Origin of the sequence: Aquimarina besae (assembly GCF_042434905.1) — a bacterium.
Lineage (GTDB): Bacteria > Bacteroidota > Bacteroidia > Flavobacteriales > Flavobacteriaceae > Aquimarina.
Genome location: NZ_CP170199.1, coordinates 588,494 through 611,431 on the forward strand (window position 1 = coordinate 588,494; position 22,938 = coordinate 611,431).

The 22,938-nt window shown below is 34.5% G+C and carries 19 protein-coding genes; 7 read left to right on the forward strand and 12 right to left on the reverse strand.

Going from position 1 to position 22,938, the window contains the following annotated elements; genetic code table 11:
- Positions 1-33 precede the first annotated feature (33 nt).
- The 5 genes from ACE94K_RS02625 to ACE94K_RS02645 form a co-directional block, all read right to left on the reverse strand.
- The gene (locus tag ACE94K_RS02625; protein ID WP_378179537.1) at positions 34-2,757 is read right to left on the reverse strand and encodes a TonB-dependent receptor domain-containing protein; all 2,724 of its coding nucleotides are present in this window, start codon (positions 2,755-2,757) and stop codon (positions 34-36) included.
- A 277-nt stretch (positions 2,758-3,034) separates the two neighbouring features.
- The gene (locus ACE94K_RS02630) at positions 3,035-5,725 is read right to left on the reverse strand and encodes a TonB-dependent receptor (protein ID WP_378179539.1); all 2,691 of its coding nucleotides are present in this window, start codon (positions 5,723-5,725) and stop codon (positions 3,035-3,037) included.
- 208 nt (positions 5,726-5,933) lie between these two features.
- A complete protein-coding gene (gene glmS, locus ACE94K_RS02635) occupies positions 5,934-7,781 on the reverse strand; it encodes a glutamine--fructose-6-phosphate transaminase (isomerizing) (RefSeq protein WP_378179541.1) in 1,848 nt (615 codons plus the stop codon).
- Positions 7,782-7,799: 18 nt separating this feature from the next.
- A complete protein-coding gene (locus ACE94K_RS02640) occupies positions 7,800-9,593 on the reverse strand; it encodes a DUF4270 domain-containing protein (RefSeq protein WP_378179543.1) in 1,794 nt (597 codons plus the stop codon).
- A 14-nt stretch (positions 9,594-9,607) separates the two neighbouring features.
- Positions 9,608-10,417, reverse strand: a complete 810-nt coding sequence (locus ACE94K_RS02645) for a glycogen/starch synthase (RefSeq protein WP_378184200.1) — start codon at positions 10,415-10,417, stop codon at positions 9,608-9,610.
- Between the two features lie 108 nt (positions 10,418-10,525).
- On the opposite strand from ACE94K_RS02645, the gene panC reads away from it, so the two are divergent.
- The 5 genes from panC (at position 10,526) to radA (ending at position 15,471) form a co-directional block, all read left to right on the forward strand.
- The gene (gene panC / locus ACE94K_RS02650) at positions 10,526-11,374 is read left to right on the forward strand and encodes a pantoate--beta-alanine ligase (RefSeq protein WP_378179545.1); all 849 of its coding nucleotides are present in this window, start codon (positions 10,526-10,528) and stop codon (positions 11,372-11,374) included.
- Between the two features lie 19 nt (positions 11,375-11,393).
- Entirely contained in the window at positions 11,394-11,744 is a 351-nt protein-coding gene (gene panD, locus ACE94K_RS02655) for an aspartate 1-decarboxylase (protein ID WP_378179547.1), read from the forward strand.
- A gap of 4 nt (positions 11,745-11,748) precedes the next feature.
- Positions 11,749-12,726 (forward strand): YbhN family protein, encoded by a 978-nt coding sequence (locus ACE94K_RS02660; protein WP_378179550.1) that lies wholly within the window; start codon positions 11,749-11,751, stop codon positions 12,724-12,726.
- 109 nt (positions 12,727-12,835) lie between these two features.
- The gene (locus tag ACE94K_RS02665; RefSeq protein WP_378179551.1) at positions 12,836-13,984 is read left to right on the forward strand and encodes an alpha/beta hydrolase; all 1,149 of its coding nucleotides are present in this window, start codon (positions 12,836-12,838) and stop codon (positions 13,982-13,984) included.
- A 119-nt stretch (positions 13,985-14,103) separates the two neighbouring features.
- Positions 14,104-15,471, forward strand: a complete 1,368-nt coding sequence (radA, locus tag ACE94K_RS02670) for a DNA repair protein RadA (protein WP_378179554.1) — start codon at positions 14,104-14,106, stop codon at positions 15,469-15,471.
- A gap of 3 nt (positions 15,472-15,474) precedes the next feature.
- On the opposite strand, the gene ACE94K_RS02675 is transcribed toward radA, so the two are convergent.
- Positions 15,475-16,506, reverse strand: coding sequence for an aldo/keto reductase (locus ACE94K_RS02675; RefSeq protein WP_378179557.1), 1,032 nt, complete (start codon positions 16,504-16,506; stop codon positions 15,475-15,477).
- A 589-nt stretch (positions 16,507-17,095) separates the two neighbouring features.
- Between ACE94K_RS02675 and ACE94K_RS02680 the strand changes: the two genes are divergently transcribed.
- The gene (locus ACE94K_RS02680; RefSeq protein ID WP_378179560.1) at positions 17,096-17,314 is read left to right on the forward strand and encodes a hypothetical protein; all 219 of its coding nucleotides are present in this window, start codon (positions 17,096-17,098) and stop codon (positions 17,312-17,314) included.
- Between the two features lie 385 nt (positions 17,315-17,699).
- Here ACE94K_RS02680 and ACE94K_RS02685 read toward each other — a convergent pair whose 3' ends face one another.
- The 3 genes from ACE94K_RS02685 to ACE94K_RS02695 all read right to left on the reverse strand — a co-directional run bounded on the left by ACE94K_RS02685 (position 17,700) and on the right by ACE94K_RS02695 (position 19,610).
- Positions 17,700-18,413: a DUF434 domain-containing protein gene (locus tag ACE94K_RS02685; protein WP_378179563.1), complete on the reverse strand. Its 714-nt coding sequence runs from the start codon at positions 18,411-18,413 to the stop codon at positions 17,700-17,702.
- Positions 18,414-18,546: 133 nt separating this feature from the next.
- Positions 18,547-18,843, reverse strand: coding sequence for a hypothetical protein (locus ACE94K_RS02690; RefSeq protein ID WP_378179566.1), 297 nt, complete (start codon positions 18,841-18,843; stop codon positions 18,547-18,549).
- A 239-nt stretch (positions 18,844-19,082) separates the two neighbouring features.
- Positions 19,083-19,610 (reverse strand): hypothetical protein, encoded by a 528-nt coding sequence (locus ACE94K_RS02695; protein ID WP_378179569.1) that lies wholly within the window; start codon positions 19,608-19,610, stop codon positions 19,083-19,085.
- A gap of 272 nt (positions 19,611-19,882) precedes the next feature.
- Here ACE94K_RS02695 and ACE94K_RS02700 point away from each other — a divergent pair, with 272 nt between their 5' ends.
- Positions 19,883-20,302: a hypothetical protein gene (locus ACE94K_RS02700; RefSeq protein WP_378179572.1), complete on the forward strand. Its 420-nt coding sequence runs from the start codon at positions 19,883-19,885 to the stop codon at positions 20,300-20,302.
- Between the two features lie 165 nt (positions 20,303-20,467).
- Here the strand turns inward: ACE94K_RS02700 and ACE94K_RS02705 are convergent, their stop codons facing one another.
- The 3 genes from ACE94K_RS02705 to ACE94K_RS02715 form a co-directional block, all read right to left on the reverse strand.
- Complete coding sequence (locus ACE94K_RS02705) at positions 20,468-21,427, reverse strand: OmpA family protein (RefSeq protein WP_378179575.1); 960 nt, start codon at positions 21,425-21,427, stop codon at positions 20,468-20,470.
- A 153-nt stretch (positions 21,428-21,580) separates the two neighbouring features.
- Positions 21,581-22,345, reverse strand: coding sequence for an exodeoxyribonuclease III (locus tag ACE94K_RS02710; protein WP_378179578.1), 765 nt, complete (start codon positions 22,343-22,345; stop codon positions 21,581-21,583).
- A 134-nt stretch (positions 22,346-22,479) separates the two neighbouring features.
- Positions 22,480-22,908, reverse strand: coding sequence for a cytochrome c oxidase assembly factor Coa1 family protein (locus ACE94K_RS02715; RefSeq protein ID WP_378179581.1), 429 nt, complete (start codon positions 22,906-22,908; stop codon positions 22,480-22,482).
- Positions 22,909-22,938 lie beyond the last annotated feature (30 nt).

Consider the following 22,938-nt stretch of genomic DNA (forward strand, 5'->3'; position numbering starts at 1 on the left):
TCTATCATTTTTTATTTTTCTAATTTATTTAGGTTACAAATTGTTTATAGACAAACTAATATAATATTGAGATCCTATAAAACCAGTACCCAAAGCATTATAATATTCATCGCCTCCAATATTTGTTGCTCCTACTTTAAGCACTGATTTAAGCTTAGGTATTCTATAATTTATCTGAGCATCGACCACTGTAAACGAAGGAATCTCAGAAGAACCAAAAGCATCATTCCAAACAAAACTATCACTCCACCTAACACTAGTATTAAAACCAAAATTTTGAAAAAGATTACGATTTCCAAAACTAAATTTCACTTTATGCTCTGGTGTATTAAATTCTGATATGAATTCATTTTCATCAGTATCGCCTGCATCCTCTTTAGCAAAGGTATAATTAAGTCCAAAATTATAATTACCAAATACTTTACCGTCCAGTCCAATAACAGCTCCATAAGAATTCACATCTACACTAGAATTTGTTGCAATGTTATATATCTTAAAGTCACCATTTGCGATAGCTTGAAAAGACTCTACAGAACCAACTTCTCCATAAAAAGGAACTAAAACATTATTACTAGTAATAAAATCTTTATACATATTATAATAACCACTTACCTCTAATGATATTTTGTTGTAATCTCCTCTATATCCTATTTCCAGACTAGTAACTTTTTCAGGCTTTACCAGTTCTACATCTGATTGAACTAATTGTGATGGATCAGAAGTCTGAGAAAAAGCAAACGCAGAAGCTAATGTATAAGAATTTTCAATTGCATCTCTTCCTGTAATCGTTACAGAATTATCTCCAGTGATAAGGGAACCATTAGGGCTTAATTCAAAATCTCTTTGTTCTCTATCCAAATTTTCTTCAGCAGAACCAATTGTAATTGCTCTTACCACATCTAATCCCATATGAAGGTTTTGTGTAGTTGGGTTTCTAAAACCACTTTGGAATGAAGCTCTTATATTATGATTTCTATTGCTGCCCACTGTATATCCTAATGCTAATCTGGGAGAAAAATTACCGTCAAATAACTGCGACTTATCATATCGAACAGATCCTGTTATTTTTAGCCTTTCGTCAAAAATTTTCTTTTGTAATTGTGCATAAGCGCCTAACTCGGAATAAGTGATTGGCCCATCTGCATCTGTGAATACTGTACCAAATGACCTTAATCGATACTCTCTAAAAGATCCTCCTAATTGTATATCTGCAAAATTCCCGGTTAAATTGCTAAGATTATAGTTTGCGTCTAAGTGTCTAAGCTGAGTTTCATCCTGAAATTTTGCACCTGTAGAAAAATCAGGATCAGAAATCACGGAGTTAAAGGCTTGCTGAAACTCTGGAGTTCCTGGTTCCAATCTGCCTGTATCGGCTTGATTTCTTGCAGCTTGATGTGCCTGATCAGGAGTAAACCCTCCATTCACCGCAGCAAAATATGTACCTGCATATTCACTGAACCAAGTGAAATTATCTTTCCATCTATTATTAATATTAAATGCTGCTATTCTAGTATCATAGGTGTCTCCTGCGTTTCCAGCGGTTAAATAACCCCTTACAAAAAAGTTATTGTTTTTAACTTCTAATTTATGCTGTTGTAGAAAAAAGTCTGGAGAATAAAACCTATTTGCATTTTGAAAAATTGTAGTTCCTCTTCCAATTCTACCGTTATAAATAATTTCAAAATCATCTGCAAATGGTCTGTAATGCAAAGCGCCACTGAATTTTAGACTTTCTGCATTATAATCTACCAAATCCCTTTCCTCATATCCAGTTCTACTCACAAAACCGATACCTGGAATATTTAAATTTATTTCATCTCCATAAACATTTACACCATCATAATTAGGATCTGATAATCGATCAAGTGAAGGGTCATTTATATTTGTATTATTAACAGCAAACCAGTCCGTTCCTTTGAAGAATGAAAAATTAACCTTTGCTGCAAATTTTTCGGAAAAGGCCTTTGCCATTCGAATCCCAATATCATAGAATGAGTTATCTCCTGCTGCTTCTTGTGATGTGATCCCTCCTCTGACATAAGAACTTATTCCTTGATTGTCAAATGGATTTTTACTATTAATAAATAAAATACCGTTGAATGCATTTGCCCCATATAGTGCAGATGAAGCTCCAGGTAACAATTCTACACTGTTAACATCAAGCTCTGATACTCCTACTAAATTCCCTAAGGAGAAATTTAAGGATGGTGAACTATTGTCCATTCCATCTACCAACTGAACAAATCGCGTATTAGAAAATGATCCATACCCTCTAGTGTTTACAGATTTATATGTCAAACTATTGGTATTTACGTCTACACCTTTGAGGTTTTCTAATCCGCTATAAAAATCAATCGATGGAGTGTTTTTTATCTCTCTGGATCCATAAAATTCTACTCTAACCGGCGATTCAAAAATTCTCTCAGGCGCTCTAGAGGCAGAAATTACAACCACATCTAGTTCAGTACCTTCTTTTAAAACAACGGAGATCTCTTCGGTATTAGAAGTAACGTCTAATGAAATCGTTTTATATCCAATACTGCTAATAATAAGTGTAACAGGGAGTGTTTCTGACGTTGTCAAGACAAATTCTCCGTCAAAATCAGCAACCGCTCCAACTCTTTCTCCTCTTAGTTTTACATTGGCTAAAGGTATGGGTTCTCCTGCTTCATCTGTTACTCTTCCTGAGATTGTTGTCTGAGCCAGAGCACAAAAACACCAGAGTAAGGTGCATAGTGATAGTAATGTTTTTTTCATATATTTTTAGGTTTAAGTTCAAGTGTTTGGGACACTAAAATAAATTACTAAACGTTCTTACAGAACAAGCTTAGATTTAATTACATCGTCTAAAGTACAAAAAACACGATAAAAAACAACTTTAAACACAAAAAAGGTATGGTTATCCCATAAAAATCCTACAAATTTAACAATCACTCTAGTTGTTTCCTACAAAAAAATCCCCGTTTAGAAAACTAAACGGGGATAAAATCTAAAAACCAAAGCTCTTCTAAAAGCTTATGATGCATTTCTTTATTTAGAAATTATTTATAGTTAATCCAAAGTAATATAGTGAACCAATAGGAGCTGTTCCTACTGCTGTGAAATATTCACTGCCTCCAATGTTAGAACCACCAATTTTGAGGGTGGTTTTTAGAGCAGGAATTCTATAATTCAACTGAGCGTCAAAAACAGTAAAAGAAGGAACTTCACCAACCGCAAAAGCAGATTCCCATACATACTCTCCACTCCATCTCACTGCAGTGTTGAATCCAAAATTCTTAAATAAATTATCGTGTCCGAAACTAGCTTTGGCTTTGTGTTCTGGAGTATTAAAGTTTGTTCTAAATCCAGGATCTTCACTTTGGTCAAAATCCTGCTTTGTGTATGTATAACTTGCATTAATGTCAAAATCGCCAAATACTTTTGCACTGATACCTAAAACAGCTCCATAAGAATTGATATCTGCCTCGGAGTTTGTAGTCGCCTGAAAACCTGCAAAATTACCAGCAGCTATTGATGCCTGTCCTTCTGGAGTTCCTGCTGTACCTTCTAGCGGACTTGCCACATCAATTGTCGATATAAAATCCTGATACATATTATAATAACCACTAAGATCTAACAACAGCTTACCAAAATCTGCTCGATATCCAATCTCAATTGCAGTTACTTTCTCCGGTTGCACGATATCTGGATTTGCAACCACCAATGGATCCGCGCCTCCTGATCTAACAAAAGCCTCTACTGATTCTGCAGTATATGAATTTTCATAAGCAGCCCGACCTGTAACAGTAGCAGTAACAGTAGACCCATTCACCACTCTTGAATAACGATCTAAGTTATCTGGTGCAGAACCTACAATAGCTCCTTCACCAATATCAAGACCTAAATATAAATTTTGAGTCGTTGGGTTTCTAAAACCTGTTTGTATAGAAGCACGCAGATTACGATTTCTATTTTTTCCTAAAGTATATCCTACAGAAAATCTTGGTGAGAAATTACCATCAAACAATTGAGATTTATCGTAACGAACGGATCCGGTTAGTTTTAATCGATCATCTAATAGCTTTTTTTGTACCTGTGAATAAATACCAAACTCAGAATAGTTGATAGCACCATCAAAATCAGTATAAAACGTTCCTTCGGAATTTAATGAATATTCTCTAAACGATCCACCAACCTGTACATCTGCTAAATCATTGAGCAGGTGCCCAAAGTTATAATTAGCATCCGCATGCCTTAATTCTGTTTTTGAAATAAATCTAGATCCTGTTTGGAAATCCGGATTATTAGTTACCTCGTTAAACGCATTTTGAAATCCGGTTGTTCCTGGTTCCAATCTACCTGTGTCTGCAACTACTCTAGCTGCTTGATGCCTTTGCTGATCAGTTCCAGTAGCATTGGCAAAAGCAAATGCATATTCATTAAACCAATCCTGATCACTTTTCCATCTTCTGTTAATGTTAATTCCTGTAAAACGAAGATCGTATGTATCTCCAGCGTCTTCTGCAGAAATATACCCTCTTACGAAGAAATTATTATTTTTTACTTCCAGTTTATGTTGTTGGAAGAAGAAATCATTTAAAGAGAACCTGTTTGAATCCTGAAAAATGGTTTGTCCTTTACCCAATTTTCCAGCATAAATAATCTCAAAATCGTTGTTAAATGGTTTAAAATGTAAAGCTCCATCAAATTTAATGCTCTCTGTGTTATAGTCAGTAAGGTCTGTTTCGTTATATCCTGTTCTAGTTACAAAACCAGCTCCTCCTGGCAAAAACGCTCGTACCTCGTCCCCATATACGTTCAGTCCATTATAAGCAGCATCTTGCTCTCTACTTAAACCAGGATTTTCAACATTATCAATACTAGTTGCAAACCAATCAGTTCCTGTCAAATAAGAAAAGTTCACTTTTGCCGCAAACCAATCTGTAAACTTGTAAGCAGCTCTTGCGCCAACATCATAATATCCATTATTTCCAGCGGCCTCCTGAGAAGTAATCCCTGTTTTAGCATAAGCGCTAAGCCCTTGTTTATCAAACGGGTTCTTACTAGTCATAAATAATATACCATTAAATGCGTTCGCCCCATATAATGCAGATGATGCACCCGGAAGTAATTCGACATTCTCTACATCTAGCTCATTCATACCGATAAGGTTACCCAAAGCAAAGTTTAAGGATGGCGAAGTATTATCCATTCCATCGATCAACTGGACAAAACGAGTATTCGTAAAAGTCGCAAACCCTCTGGTATTGATAGATTTAAAAGTTAAACTGTTTGTATTAACATCCACCGCTTTAAGGTTTTCTAATCCGTCATAAAAATCTACAGAAGGTGTATTTTTTATTTCTTTAATCCCAAATCTTTCGATACTAACCGGTGATTCAAATAAACGTTCTGGAGCTCGTGATGCAGATATTACAATCAAATCTAACACATTCCCTTCGGTCAATACAATCACTACTTCTTGATCTTCTGAGGTTACCTCAAAAGAACCTGATTCGTATCCGATACTGCTTGCAGTAATTGTAAAAGGAGGTTTTTTGGAAACCGTTAGAGAAAAGAGACCATCAAAATCAGTAACTGTTCCTATTGCTTCGCCTTTCAAAGAGATATTGGCACCAGGGATTGGTTGATTAAAATCATCAATCACCACACCATTAATTGTCGTTTGAGCATTACTAATAACACATAACAAAAGTGCTACTATAAAAGTAATATTTTTCATAAATAGGTAATTTTTAAAGTTTTAAGTTTTCTTGGGGTAACTTAAATTTATTCCAAAAATGGTTTTTCCCACTTTCAGGGCGCGAAACTAGCAAAAAAACTTTATAAACAACAACTTTTTACTTGTTTTTATCGACTAAATGCAAAAAATGTGCGACAAATCGCACATTTTTTGCATTTTAAACATATTTTTAATGATAAATTATTATTTACTCTACAGTAACCGATTTTGCAAGATTACGCGGCTGATCCACATTTTTCTCCAACATTACCGCAATATGGTAAGACAATAATTGTAAAGGGATCGTAGTCAATAACGGTGTTAGAAATTCGATGGTTTCAGGTATCTCAATTACGTGATCGGCAAGTGATTTAACAGTTTCATCGCCTGCAGTAACAATTCCAATTATTTTACCTTTTCTAGATTTAATTTCCTGAATGTTACTTACCACTTTATCATAGTGTCCTTTTTTGGTAGCAATAACTACTACAGGCATTTGCTCATCAATTAAAGCTATCGGACCGTGCTTCATCTCTGCTGCAGGATATCCTTCTGCATGGATATAAGAAATTTCTTTTAGTTTTAACGCCCCTTCTAAAGCTACAGGAAAATTATAACCTCTTCCCAGATATAAAAAGTTCTTAGCATCTTTATAAGTTTCAGCGATTAGTTTTACCTGTTCGTTAGATTCTAAAGCTACTTTCACTTTCTCTGGAATGCGTTCTAGTTCCTGTAGGTAATAATGAAAATCACTATTGGGAATTGTACCTTTTCTTTCAGCCAATTTTAAGGCTATTAAAGAAAGTACCGTAATTTGAGTGGTAAATGCCTTTGTAGAAGCTACTCCTATTTCTGGTCCCGCGTGCGTGTATGCACCTGCATGAGTTTCTCTTGAGATTGAAGACCCAACAACATTGCACACTCCAAAAACAAATGCTCCTCGCTCCTTAGCTAATTTAATTGCAGCCATGGTATCTGCTGTTTCGCCACTTTGAGAAATAGCAATAACTACATCATCTTGATGAATTACCGGGTTTCTATATCTAAATTCTGAGGCATACTCTACTTCTACGGGAATCCTTACCAACTCTTCAAAAATATATTCTGCAACAAGTCCTGCGTGCCAAGATGTGCCACAGGCAATTATTATAATACGTTTGGCATTTAATAATTTTGCCAGGTTATCATCAATACCTGCCATTTTAATAATTCCTTCGGCTACTCTCATTCTACCTCTATAGGTATCGCTTATAGCACTGGGCTGTTCATAGATCTCCTTAAGCATGAAATGGTCATATCCACCTTTTTCAATTTGCTCCAGATTAATCTGTAATTCTTGAAGGTAGGGATCAACTAAACTATCGTCCTTTATTTTTCTTACTTTGATTTCCTTTTTCCTACGAACAATCGCCATTTCACCATCTTCCAGATATATGGCATTATTAGTAAACTCAATAAAAGGTGAGGCGTCTGAAGCAATAAAAAACTCATCTTCTCCAACACCTATTGCTAATGGGCTTCCTAATCTTGCTACAACAATTTCATCTGGTTTCTGCTTATCAAAAACAGCTATAGCGTAAGCTCCTACGGTTTGATTTAGTGCTATTTGAACGGCTTTCCCAAGTTTTACATTTTCTTTAGTCTTTACGTCCTCAATTAGATTTACCAAAACTTCGGTATCCGTCTCTGATGTAAATGTATATCCTCGATTTGTTAATTCTTTTCTAAGTGATTCATAATTCTCAATAATTCCGTTGTGGATAATGACCAAATTCCCGGAATTAGAATAATGCGGATGGGAATTCACATCATTCGGTACTCCGTGCGTAGCCCATCGGGTATGCCCGATGCCCACATTTCCAGCTGTTGAGATTTCTTTTACCAATCTTTCTTCAAGATCTGCTACTTTACCCTTGGTTTTTGATAGCTTAATATCCTGACCGTCGTATAATGCAATTCCCGCTGAATCATATCCTCGATACTCCAGTCGTTTTAGTCCTTTTAATACAATTGGATAAGCCTCCCTATGACCTATATACCCTACTATTCCACACATGGTTTGATTGTTTGTCAGTTAATTACTTTTTGATTCTGTATAAAAAATATCCATTTTTAAACGCTTTCCTTCTGGAACGTTGGCTCCATTTCCATAAAGAATAGTTCCTTCATGGGATATAATAGATGAAAAGGGGATAATTTCATCTTCGGTATTTGTGGGGGTAAATCCTTGAGCAATATCGGTAATATTGACGTTTTGAGAAACAGATACTCCTAATTTTACATTGTCTGTATCTTCATTTAACACGTCAATGAGATGTCTTGTCAATTTAATCTTATAAAACTCTCCTCTTTCGTCGCTATCTCTGGTTATGGGGCCTAAATGTTCTGTAACAGAAATAAAGGGATTGGCTGCGTTAGCCGTTATATCAGCTTGATAGTCTATTAAAACTCCTCCAGTATCCAAATTAAAAACATATATCCTTTCTGGTTCTGTATCTCCAGAAATCATTTCGCTTTGATTTATATATATTTTCATACTAGCCTCATTAATCAACCAATCTCTACTTTTAAGAAAATCCAATTCTGTCTTGATCTTTTCTTCTTCGGTCGGATTTTCGATAATGATCGGATTTTCATTTTCATCTAATATGAAATCACCATTATCATCGACTTGAACGTATTCATTAAATAAATCAATAACCGCATAAGATCCTTCTCCTCCTTTCAGAAACAAATTATCTTCACCATTGATTTCATCCTGATTATCTAAAATATCAGAAATATTACTACCATTATTCAACGTTGCGTTCGAAAAATCAAAGTCAATCCCGTTGACAATATTATTTGAAAAATTTAGTGCAAGATCACCGGTACCTCGGATGAAATCGTCTGTCTCTCCATCATCATCTACATCTTCAGTATCTATTTCATCAGTATCAAAAGAATAATGCAACGTAATATTAGCACTTGTTATATCAAAAAACACCAAAGATCCGTCTCCTGTATTTGGTGTTGCTTTGAAATAAATTCCTCTGAAATAATTATGAAAATTATTAGCATTGCTCAATTCTACACTTCCTTCTTTTTCTAAAAACAGAGAGGTAAAATAATCAATAATTGGCTGATTAGCCTCTCTTGGTGTCGGCGGATCTGTATTTCCTTGTGCAGCTGTAGCTGCTAGAGTAGAAAGAAAAGCTATTCTCAACCTTGGATTTACAGATTGAGAATCTCTTTCATCATCTGCATCAGTTCCATCGGGTGTGGTTAATATAATCTCTTCGTTAGAAGGCTTAAAACCGTTCAAAGTTGCTATTGAAGTTCCTTCAATAGAACCTCCAAAATTATCTGCAATATCGTTAGAATAGTATATTTGTCGCTCTTCTGCTCCCTGATCTACATCAAAATCTCTTAAGAAATAATTGGATTGATAGATTGATAAATTAATGTCTCCAGAACCATAGATTGAATCTAACTGAAAAGTATTAGTAACAACCCCATCTTCATCGATGTTTGTCTCTGTCAGTTCACTAAAATACGGTAAACTTATTACTACACTATCCAGAACTGCGTTATTACCAAAGGTAGGATTAAATCGAGCAGGCAGCACTTGAGCTAAAACATTATACGTAGACTGACCATAGACCGGATCATTATAAACTCCTATTAAATTATTAGGCAAACCACTGGTCTGTACTCTTGAAAATTTCTTGCTATATGCTATAGGAACAGCGCTATATTCATTATCCTCAAAGTTTACATCTCCAATTACTTCACTTCCTACAGAATTAAAATCATCATCACAAGATACCACAGTAAAAACAGCAACTACTATAGCCGCCATTTTGGTCAAAACATTTGTCAAATTCATAATAGTTTCTTTTGCTACACCAATACCTCTGTCTGATAGAAGGCTTCGTAGGCATCTGCAAATTCATCTGGTTTTTTATATTCTAGTACAGGTTGGTCGATTGTTTTTAAATGTTTCGAAAGCTCTTCTGGAATCTCTTCTGATCCTATAATTATTGCATCAGAATTATCGATTGCAACTTTCATCACATTATTATAAGTTGGTTTTGCCAGATCTGCAATTTTTTCCTCTTTAATCCCGTCAAATTTCACCTTCTCCAGCATATTTTTATCCAATGTTCCTTCATACCCGTGATCATATACGGATGTCACAATTTTGCTATTCGTAAATAATGGTTCATTCGCATAATAGTTTCTAAGATATAATGGTAACATAGAAGCCAGCCATCCGTGCACGTGAATCACATCTGGTGACCAATTTAATTTCTTAACTGTTTCGATAACTCCTTTTGCAAAAAAGATTGCTCTTTCATCATTATCCGGAAATAAATTCCCCTCTTCATCTGTCAAAGTAGCTTTACGCTTAAAATAATCTTCGTTATCAATAAAATACACCTGCATTCTCTCCTTAGGAATAGAAGCAACTTTAATAATCAGTGGCATATCAAGATCATTGATAACTAGGTTCATTCCTGAAAGACGAATCACTTCGTGCAATTGATGTCTACGTTCATTAATGTTCCCATATCTTGGCATAAAAATTCTAATTTGCCCGCCTTTACTGTTTACCATTCTAGGTGCTTCAAAAGACATCGATGAAATCTCTGTCTCTGGTAGGTAAGGTATTACTTCTGATGATACGTACAATATCCTCTTGTCTTTCATATAGTCTACTTTTCTCGTCTCCTTGGGAATAAATTTTTGCAAAATTACGAAAATTTATGTAGTCTGCCAGTAATATCTTATTTTTGCACGCCTTTAACTTTTAGATAAATGCGGGTATACGAGAAAAGACTGGACATTGAAAAGAATGTTGCAGACTTACATAAACAAAATAAAAGCATTGGTTTTGTTCCTACAATGGGAGCTTTACACCAAGGACATTTAGCTTTGGTACAAAAAGCAATTGACGAAAATCAAGAGGTAGTAGTAAGTATCTTTGTAAACCCTACTCAATTTAATAATGCGGACGATTTGATCAAATATCCTCGAACTTTGGATTCCGATGTGGCACTGCTATCTACCTTATCTGATGATATTATTGTTTTTGCGCCAGAACCAAAGGAGGTCTACGGATCAAAAATGAGTTCTTCAGATTATAACTTCAATGGATTAGAATACGAAATGGAAGGCAAGTTTCGTCCAGGGCATTTTGATGGTGTAGGTACTGTATTAAAACATTTATTTACAATAGTTTCACCTAATAGAGCGTATTTTGGAGAAAAAGACTTTCAACAACTACAGATTGTCAAAAAACTTGTAGAAATTGAAAATATGTCAGTAGAAATTATCGGTTGTCCTATTTATAGAGAAGAAACCGGATTAGCATTAAGCTCACGCAACAAGAGACTCAATAATAAACAACTTCAGGAATCTCCTCTGATTTACAAAACGCTTCAGCAGGTTAAAAAGGATTTTGGCACAAAAAGTGTTATAGATTTAACGAATTGGGTTTCAGAACAATTTAAAAATAATGACACCTTAGCTTTAGAATATTTTGAGATTGCTAAGATCTCAGATCTGAAGTCGATTAAGAGAAAAAGAAAGAACACAAAGTATCGAGCTTTTATTGCCGTTTTTGCAGGAGAAGTTAGACTTATAGATAACATTGCCCTAAATTAAAAATAACTAAATTTGTAACATGTTTGTACACGTTGTAAAATCAAAAATTCATCGCGTTAAAGTAACTGGCGCCGACCTTAATTATATAGGAAGTATTACCATAGACGAAGATCTAATGGATGCTGCTAATATTATTGAAGGAGAAAAAGTCCAGATCGTTAACAACAATAACGGTGAACGTCTTGAAACTTATGCGATTCCCGGACCTAGGAATAGCGGAGAGATTACACTAAACGGAGCCGCCGCCAGAAAGGTAGCTAAAGGAGATGTATTGATCCTGATTACCTATGCAATGATGGATATCGAAGCTGCTAAAAAGTTTAAACCAGCACTATTATTTCCAAACGAAGAAAATAATTTACTAAAGTAAAAGGGTGAATCCTAAAATTCTTAAATTTTTAAAAATCATACTCCCATTCTTATTGGGAGTTTTTTTAATATGGTACTTTCTTAGTTCTGCTACTCCAGAATACAGACAAGAATTATTGCGAAACATCAAAAATGCTGATCCCTTTTGGGTAACTATCTCACTATTGCTAGGTATATTATCTCATCTTTCAAGAGCATATCGTTGGAAATTTTTAGTAAAACCGCTTGGTTTTGATCCTAAATTTTATAATAGCTTTATGGCCGTTATGGCAGGTTACTTGGCCAATCTAGGAGTTCCTAGATCCGGTGAAATTCTAAGAGGTTTTACAATAACTACTTACGAAAAAATTCCTTTCGAGAAAGCTTTTGGGACTATTGTCTCCGAAAGAATAACGGATCTTATCATGCTGATCTTGGTAACCTCTGCTGCAGGAATTCTGCAAACCGAATATCTATTGAATTTCTTGGAAGAAAAAAACATCAATCCTCTAGTGACTTTGGCGATCATTCTTTTCCTCATACTTATCGGTTTTTTAGGCTTAAAAATCCTTCAAAAATCTTCTAATAAATGGATTGTTAAAATTAGAAATTTCGGTATGGGTTTGCTAGAAGGGATGAAAAGTATCTTTACCATGAAACAAAAATCGGCTTTTCTTTTTCATACGCTTTTGATATGGTTTTTATACGTATCTATGTTTAATGTTATAAAATTTGCCGTTCCTAATCTTAGCGACGCTTCTTTAGGAGTTATTCTTGTAGCATTTGTCGTAGGTTCATTTTCAATGTCTACTACCAATGGGGGTATTGGTATTTTACCGTTTCCAATTGTTGTAGGTGCTGTATTTGTGTTTTTTGGCTATAATAAAAGTGATGGCGAAGCTTTTGGTTGGATTCTATGGGGTTCACAAACAGCAATAAATATTATTGTTGGAGCGTTATCATTTCTATTCCTACCCATTTTGAACAGAGAAAATAAAACATAATAAAGCCCTTATAAACAATGTATTGATCGTTTTATTGATGAGATATTAAATTTTAAACCTTTAAAATAATTTATATATTGCCACTTGCTTAACCTTAATCTCACTACTTATGAAGAAAAGTATATTTTTGATTCTTATTTCTATAATTACCTCTATCTCTTATGGACAGGTAAAGTATGAAACCTTTAGATCTATTAAATTAGACCAAAACAGAGACTTAAAAATCCAGTTGCCACGTAATTATGAAAAAAATGAAGATAAAACCTATCCTGTTATTATTGTATTGGATGGCGACCATTTATTTGAGCCCGTAGCTGGTAATGTAGACTATTTCTCGTATTGGGAAGACATGCCCGAATCTATTGTAGTAGGTATTTTACAAAGAAAAACCAGAGAAGATGATTGTCGATATGATTTAGCAAGCTATTTACCCGAAGGTAAGGGTGCAGAGTTTTTTGAATTTATCGGGCAAGAATTATTACCTTATATCGATGAAACCTACAGAACTGCTCAATTAAAAATGATCGTTGGACACGACTATACTTCTAACTTTATCAACTATTTTTTATTTAAAGAAAATCCTCTATTTCAAGCTTATATTAATCTGAGTCCAGAGTTTGCCCCGCCAATGCACGAACGTATTTTTAACGTACTTAGTAGCGCTAAATCAGATATGTGGTACTATCTTGCTACTGCAACTAATGATGCCGAAAATATAAAGAATGATTTGATCAAAGCCGATGAGCTTTTTTCTACAATCGAAAATCCCGAGGTGAATTACTACTTTGATAACTTTGATGAATCTTCACATTACACTCTTGTAGGTAGAGCAATTCCAAAGGCGCTGGAGACTATCTTTGAAATGTATCGCCCGATTAGTAAAAAAACATATAAGGAAGATATTCTTACCCTTGAAACATCTTTATATGATCATCTTGTAGACATTTATGATACTACCGAAAAATTATATGGATTTAAAAGACAAATACGAATAAATGATTTTATCGCGATATCTACTGCAATTGAAAAGAAAGAATTATGGGAAGAACTAGAACCCCTTGGTAAACTTGCAATTAAAGAACATCCTGAAACCATGCTTGGATACTATTATCTTGGTTTAGGATATGAGCAATTAGGAGAACCTAAGAAAGCAATGAGAGCTTATGAGAATGGATTCCTTTTAAATGAGGTAGCTTTTCTAACTAAAGATTATATGTTAGAAAAAGTCAATAAAATAAAAGAAGATTTCGGTTTTTAATTTCCGAATACTCAAGAAATAATAAATTTTAAAAAGACTCCAAAAAGGGGTCTTTTTGTTTTTATACTTCTATACAATCAACATAAATAAATAGTATTTTTACACTCAATCAATAAGCTATGGCCAAAACCAAAACTGTTTTTTTCTGTCAGAACTGTGGTGCTCAATATGCGAAGTGGCAAGGGCAATGTACTTCTTGTAAAGAATGGAATACAATTGCTGAAGAAGTAGTCCAAAAAGCTTCAAAAAATGATTGGAAAGAAGCCGGTTCAGGTTCTAAAGCCAATAGAGTAGCTAAACCTCTAAAAATCTCTGAAATTGATACCAGTCAAGAAGCAAGATATAATACGGATAATGCTGAACTAAATCGGGTTCTAGGCGGAGGGCTTGTTCCAGGATCTCTTACCTTATTAGGAGGAGAACCCGGTATAGGAAAAAGTACATTGTTATTACAGATTAGCTTACAACTACCTTATAAAACATTATATGTTTCTGGAGAAGAAAGTCAGAAACAAATTAAAATGCGTGCAGAACGTATCCAATCCAAAACTGATAATTGTCTAATCCTTACCGAAACAAAAACTCAGAATATTTTTAGGCAAATAGAAGCTACAGAACCGGATATTGTGATTATTGATTCTATTCAAACCCTACACAGTGACTACATAGAAAGTAGTGCCGGAAGTATTTCTCAAATTAGGGAATGCACTACAGAACTTATAAAATTTGCTAAAGAAACGGCTACTCCTGTCATACTTATTGGACACATTACTAAGGATGGAAACATTGCTGGTCCCAAAATTCTCGAGCATATGGTAGATACTGTGCTTCAATTCGAAGGAGACCGTAATCACGTGTACAGGATTTTACGAGCACTAAAAAACCGTTTTGGATCTACCTCGGAGTTAGGGATTTATGAAATGTTAGGCAGTGGATTGAGAGAAGTTAGTAATCCTAGTGAAATTCTTATTTCCAAAAAAGAGGAAGAGTTAAGCGGTACAGCAATTGCAGCAACCGTAGAGGGTATGCGACCACTAATGATCGAAATACAAGCATTAGTAAGTACAGCTGTCTATGGAACCCCACAACGAAGCGCCACCGGATACAATCTAAAACGTTTAAATATGATCCTGGCCGTGTTAGAAAAACGTGCAGGTTTTAGACTAGGAGCTAAAGACGTATTTCTAAACATTACGGGGGGAATTTCTGTAGACGATCCGGCGATTGATCTTGCAGTAGTAGCTGCTATTTTATCTTCTAATGAGGATATACCAATTGCCAAAGATTATTGTTTTGCTGCAGAAGTTGGACTTGCCGGTGAAATAAGACCTATCAATAAAGTTGAACAAAGAATTCAGGAAGCCGAAAAACTTGGTTTCTCAACTATTTTTGTATCTAAATACAATAAAATTTCTAAACAAAACACGAATATCAACATTCAGCTTGTTGCCAAAATTGAAGACGTAGTTGAGTATTTATTTGGATAATTTCTAAGGTGCCGGATTAGGAATCTGCGAATGAACTTCATTGATTTCATCTATAATTTCATCAGATAAATTCACTTGGATACTATTTATATTTTCTGTGAGCTGCTCAATACTCGTTGCTCCAATAATATTGCTAGTTACAAACGGTTGATGATTAACAAAGGCCAATGACAACTGCGTTAAACTCATAGCATGCTTTTTTGCAATCTCGTTATATAGTCTTGTAGCTTTATAACTATTTTCATTCATATACCGATTATAATTCGGAAAAAGATCAACTCTAGAATTTTTAGGAATTTCCTCCAAATATTTACCTGTAAGCATTCCAAATCCTAAGGGAGAGTAGGGTAAATGGCCTATATTTTCACGATGTAATACCTCTACTAGCCCCACTTCATCTTTTCGGTTCAACAAATTGTAGGGATTTTGGACTGTTATCATTTTAGGCGCTCCTTTTCTAGCTTCTTCAGTATAACGCATCAACCCGTAAGCAGTTTCGTTAGAAACGCCAACGTGCCTAATCTTACCTTCTTTTACAAACCCTTGTAAATTATCTAAGACTTCAGCAAAATTATCCTGCCATTCATCATTTTCATCGTGAGTATATCCTAATTTACCAAAATAGTTAGTTTGCCTTTCGGGCCAATGTAATTGGTAAAGGTCTATATAATCTGTTTGTAGTCTTTCTAAACTTTTATGAATCGCATCGGCAATCTCTGATTTACTAAATTCTCCTTTTCTTATATGACTGGAAAATTCTGCAGGACCCACAATCTTTGATGCAATTACGACTTCATCCCTCTTTCCTGATTTTTTTAACCAGCTCCCTATAATTCGTTCGGTGCTGCCCTGTGTTTCTTTTTTTGCAGGCACCGAATACAACTCTGCTGTATCTATAAAATTAACACCCTGGTCAATCGCATATTCGATTTGTTCGTGGCCTTCTGCTTCTGTATTCTGTTGCCCCCAGGTCATTGACCCTAAACACATTTTACTAACTTTTATATCGGTGCCTGGTAATGTCGTATACTTCATGATTTGCGTAGTTATGTATTTAAACACATGAAATTTCAAAAGTAAAAACTCTCTTACTTAGTATATCTAAAAATTATCATAATAAATGAGAAGGTAGTTTTTACTTAGATTTCAGCCTTCTGACTTTTAAGAGTGAGAAACTAATCCACAGTATTGGTGCTAAATCTACATATTAAAGAAAAGTAAAAGATGTCATTTTATTTTTAAGAAACTAAATATCAGTACTTTATGAATTGTTGTCTTTATGGAACAATTCTTTCTATACTCTTAATACGCATAAAACATCAAAATCGTTTTAGGTGATGAACATAAGACTAAATAGTTTACCGAATAGTTCACCAACCAAAAAGAGGTGTATTCATAAACCTCATTATAAGGGTTTGTTTTCCCCGAACCCTTTACTTTTTTAACCGGAAAAAGAGCTTCTAAGGGTAGAAGCTCTTTTTTTTAGATATTGATTAGACTAGTAACTTGAATCTAATTAAAAGTGAAATTTTGTTTACTATTTTATATGTAATGCTCAATTTTATATATAATTTTATATCTTTAGTGTATATTTGACTTCATATTAAATTCTTGAAAAGAAGTTATGCTAAATACATACTACAAACAATTAACTACAGAGAAGAAGGAATTTGCTATAAAGAGAATAGCTTCTAAAACTAATATTACCGAAGAAATAGTTAAAAAAGTATTACAACGATACAATCCACTAATGGAAATACAAGAAAACAGAATTGTTGTCAATCGTAACTCGTATCAAAAATTAATTCGTGAAATACAAAAAGAAAACGTTTTATCTAAGTAAAATACATGGGTAATCTCGTCAAATATCATTTAAAAGCTTCAAAACAAACCGCCCTACATCCGTCAGACAAGCTTCGAGTTATTAAACACAAAATCCCTCTGAAAAATTGAAATTAGCCTGCTCCCCAACCGTCAGATAGACAGGTTCAACTATTTATTTTAAATTCGTTGTTTTCAACATCTCAACTGTCAATCCGTATCCCTAAAAAACGGATGCAGTTACCCCATTACTACATCCGTCTCACAACTAACCAACCTAAAAATTAATTCCTCACTCATCCAACCTTATTATATTTTAGATCGATATAAAAGTATAGCAGTTCTATCTGCCACCAAAATGATAATGAGGGAAACAAGATCTTGAATGAGGGAAATAGTAACTTTCATTATTTTGCGGTTACAATAGTTGATTTTAAAAGATGCTCTTTTATAAAATATGAGACCATATTGAAATTTTGTCCGGCTCTGTCCAATATCCAAGCATCCGAGCTTACTACGATATCTTTAGAATCTGCCAATATTACATCAGGGTTGTTTTCTAAATATATATTCCAAGGAAATTGATACTGCTCAGCCAATTCACGAAGTATTGTCTTTAATCTTCCGCTATTTGATACCGGTGCATCAAAAAACCAATCTACGCTATGCACCTCTAGTTTTTGAAGAATTTTACCTACTAGTAGCAAAGCTTCTTCTGTTTTTTGTGCTCTTTTGTAGGAGCCGTGTACTCCCGAAACATCCCGATAATATCCATCCAATCCCTGAAATATATAAGCTCCAGACATCGCGCTTTCTAAAATGATCAAAAGATTAAATCCATCAATTGCCACAGTCTTACCTTTCAAGTTTTCAGAAAACACACTTTTCTCTAACCGAAGTTGTATTTGTCGATCACTTGCGCTCATACCCTGCAATGCTCTTTGTTGTCTGGCATTCAATCTATATCTGTTTCCGACTAATTGTAATGATGATTTTTCTGCAAATCCTTTGCTAAGTAAGTAATGCATATCCTTGGCAGCTTCTTTCAGATTTTCTTGCATCTTATGATCACCAAACAAACGATCATCACTTGTTTCTTTTCCTCGGTTACGTGAAGTCATTATTAATCAAACAGGAGATTTAGTCATTTCTATGATTCTGTAATATTGCAAACTTACTTTTGTACAGGTTACTTGATGATAACTTTTCTTTTACCAAAATCAAAACATAAAAAAAGCGCTTATCGCGCTACTCTTATGACATCGGTAATATCTCGATTACTTTGCCATACACATTTTTGGTCCATCCATTGATACGACCTCGATTATTACCGATCAGCAATCCTCGTTTTGCATTTTTTCCTTTGACCAAATGCGTAAAACAGTTTCCTTTTACTTTGCAAAAAACAATATCTCCTGCCTGGCAATCTTCCCAATTTATGGGTTTCAGAACTACAGGTTGTTTTGATTTTAAAATAGGCAACATAGAATTACCGGGTTCTTTGGAGACAATTGTCTCACCATTCAATAGCTTTTGAATTTTCCAATTCATAATCATAGTTTTTAAAAATTAAACATTAATTCAAAAACTATGGAGTATGGTTTTTACAAAGAACAAGTACTTTTGTACAGTACAAAGATAGATGTTTTTTAGATAATTATAGTGTTCTGTATATTCAAGCAAAAATTTATTGCCTACTTACCGACAAATACGCTCGTTTTTGATATGCTTCGAAAAGCTCAGTATGACGACCTATCAACTTTCTAAAGAATCTGATCTAAAATAATATCTTATTGTTCTTCTTCTTTATTTGCCTTTTTGATAATGCCACATTTTCTGCGGGTGATTCTTTCTGAAAGTGTTGCGGCGTTTCTGGCTTGACTCTCAGATCGGCCATCTTTAATGATCGCATCATACACCGATTTATGTTCTATAAGTCCTTTTATAATGCAAACAAAACCTGGGCTGTCCTTCCCTTTATAACGACTCTTTTTCTTAGGTTTTGTAACCATTTCATTAAACAAACGTCGTTTAAGAACTCTATCTTGCTGGACCTCAACGACAAATGTATTTAGCATAGCTTCCTGATCCGGATCCATATCATTCACTTTATCCAACAGGTTAGCATACTCATCATTGGTAAACTCAAAATACTGATAGTAATCAAAGTAGTTGCTTTGACTTTCTTCTTCTTGTACTTCTCCTTCATCTTGTATTTCTTCTTCCTCGTAGTACTCTTCTTCACTTTCCTGACTCACTCCTTTAACTACAGATATTAGTAGCATTATAAAAATCGGCAACCGCTTCATTTGTTTCATTTTTTATATTGATTTGGGTATTATAAACGTCTGATACTCTTCTTTTGTTATCTGTCTCCCTGATTTTTACAGGTTTTACTATATGCATAATTAAGGATTTTATTTTTGTTAACTAAATTCGTGGCATACTTTTTGGAAACTTCAGATTAAAATGGTTATTTTAAACCAGTTTTTAAGATAACTTTAATACTAAATTAATATTTATTCCGTTAAGGAATACGTGAAATCAAATACGTAGTTTTGATACTAAATTTTTATAACACCCAAATATTATGAAAAAACTATTTCTACTTTTATTTATGGTAGGCGCGGGATTAACCGCAACCGCACAGGTACCAAATGGCAAGGATACTGATTGGTCTCAACTATATGAAGAACAAAAAGAGTTATATGCTCTCGCTTCTGACATTTCGGAAATAACAGATAAAGTAACCGCTCAAGATAATATAATTTCTTTTGTATTAAAGTCTGGTACTATTTCCTTAGAAACAAAAAAAGATAATTCTAAAGCTAAAGAATTTTACAAATACACTTTATTGACCAGTTCTGGAAAACAAATTCAATTGACTAAAGAAACAGCTAGTGATGTAATTGATAGCTTTAGAAGTAAGCTTCTAATTTTAAAGGAACAGCTGAAAGCTAATAATGGTAAAGAAGTAGACAGTATTTTATCTGAATTATTTAGTAATTAATAAAAATCTCCAGAGCGAGCTCACGGAGCATTCAAAGGGTTTCTCGTTTTCAAACTTGTTTACGTTTTACTGGCGAGGCAAGCCTCGGGGTATTAACCCTCCTAGAATAAACTTAAATAAAAAAAGCGGTCAATTGACCGCTTTTTTTCGAGCTATAATCAACTATTATATATCATTCAATAACTTTGTAATTTCGTCCAACTTTGGGGTTAAAATTACTTCTATCCTTCTGTTTTTTGCTTTACCTTCTGATGTTTCATTGGATGCCACGGGTGAGTATTCTCCTCTACCGGCAGCTGTTAAATTTTGTGCATCGATCTGATCATTCTCTAACAACAGATTTACGATGGCTGTAGCTCTTTTGGTTGATAAATCCCAGTTTCCTTTTAACTGTCCATTGCCTGTATAGGGTACATTATCCGTATGTCCTTCTATCAACACGGCAATATCCGGGTTTTCTCCTAATACTGAAGCTAACTGCTTTACAGCTTGTCTTCCCTGCGTTCCTACTGCCCAGCTCCCGGAATCAAATAACAACTTATTCTCCATAGAAATATACACCTTACCGTTTCTTTCTTCTACGGTGAGTCCTTTACCTTCAAAATTTCTTAAGGCTTTAGAAATAGCCGTTTTTAAAGCTTGCATTTTAGCATCTTTTGCAGCAATTAAACCTTCTAGTTCATCCACTCTTTTAGAACGTGATGCTAAATCTCTCTGTAGTTTATCCAGACGATTTCGTTCTGCCGCCAAGGTTCTTTCTTTTTCTTCTAACTGCGATAATAGCTCCCTGTTTCTTTTGTTATTAGCATTAAGCGCTGCTGCACTGTTTTTTCCTAAAGCGTCGTATGAATTTTTCAGGTTTTCATAGTTTGCAGATAATGCATCGTATTTGGTACGCAACTCATCTCTTTCTGCTCGGGTGTTTTCATACGCATCATTTAGCTGATCCATAGCCAACTTATCTGCTTCACTAGTCTTTTGCAACGCTCTAAATTGATCCTGAAGTTTACGATTATCACGTTTTAATTTCGCATATTTCCCCTCTAGTTCTTTATGGACTTTCGAGGAAACACAGGATGTAGCAAATATGCCCATGCATAATATTATCAAAATTCTTTTTATCATAATTTTTAATTTTTAACCAATTAAGCAAAATGTCAATTCGAGTTTTTATCGTAATGAAATGAAGATAACATGTATCGAGAATAGTTTTTCAATATAAAAGAACACCGTTTCGTTTCTCACACTACTCTAATTAACAAATTTTTTCAATTTTTTCTACATATTTAATTCTACCATAATCGGGCAATGATCACTATGTTTTGCCTCTGATAAAATAACGGCTCTTTCTAATTTATCTTGTAGTGGTTGCGCTACCATACCATAATCCAAACGCCATCCCTTATTATTGGCTCTGGCATTGGCTCTATAACTCCACCAAGAATAATTATGAGGCTCTGAATTAAAATGTCTAAAAGAATCTATAAATCCGCTATCAATAAAATTACCTATCCATTCTCGCTCGACGGGTAAAAATCCGGATACATTTTTATTACGTACAGGATCGTGAATGTCAATTGCCTGATGACATATATTATAATCTCCCAGAATGACCAAATTAGGATACGATTTCTTCAGGTCATTTACGTACTCCTGGAAATCTGCCATATACTGTAATTTATGTTCTAATCGATCCAAATTAGTACCACTGGGCAGGTATAAGCTCATCACAGAAACTCCATTAAAATCGGCTCTTAGATTACGACCTTCATGATCCATATAATCAATTCCTGTTCCGTATTCGATATGCTGAGGTTCTGTTTTAGACAAAATTGCTACACCACTATATCCTTTTTTCTGAGCACTATACCAGTAATTATACGCATATCCAGCTTCTGCAAAAATATCCAGCTCTAACTGTTCTTTCTGGGCTTTGGTTTCCTGTAAACAGATCACATCGGGATCTGCTTGTTGTAACCATTCAATAAATCCTTTTTTGAGTGCTGCCCGTATTCCGTTTACGTTATATGATATTATTTTCATAGTATTTTTTAAAAAGCAGTTGCTAAGATATTTTAAAATTACTTTTTATGGTAATGATACCTGAACAAATATGGATTCCAGCCTACACTTCGACAAGCTCAGTGTGACAGTCTGCAATGGCAAAAAAAGCATTGCTATTTACTATCTAAAACCTCTATAATTTTCTTTGGCTTTTTAGTTCGGATTCTAATGACTTCGTATTGCCAGCTATTGTTATGTTTAGTAGCCACAATATCCATTTTCCCTTTTTGTATCGATCCTCTAATTCCAACTGTGATTATAGCTTTTCCATCTTCATCATATTTAACTTCGCCTTCTAAAACTTCAAAGACAGTTATAGGTTTTAATTCTCCTAATAAATCGATTACGCGCTCATCGTTGTTTACTGTATCAAAGGCATTATTGTACACTGATGGATCGAACATAGCTCTGGTAAAGTCACCAATGGGTTTGCCTAATAGTATCAAAACGGTCATCACAAACCCGCTAGTAAGCGTAAAAAATCCTAAAATCCATCCTCGGTTCTTACGCCACCAACTTTTTTTATTAATATAATCAGTCATATTTTTCCTTTAATTTTTAAATGATTGGTC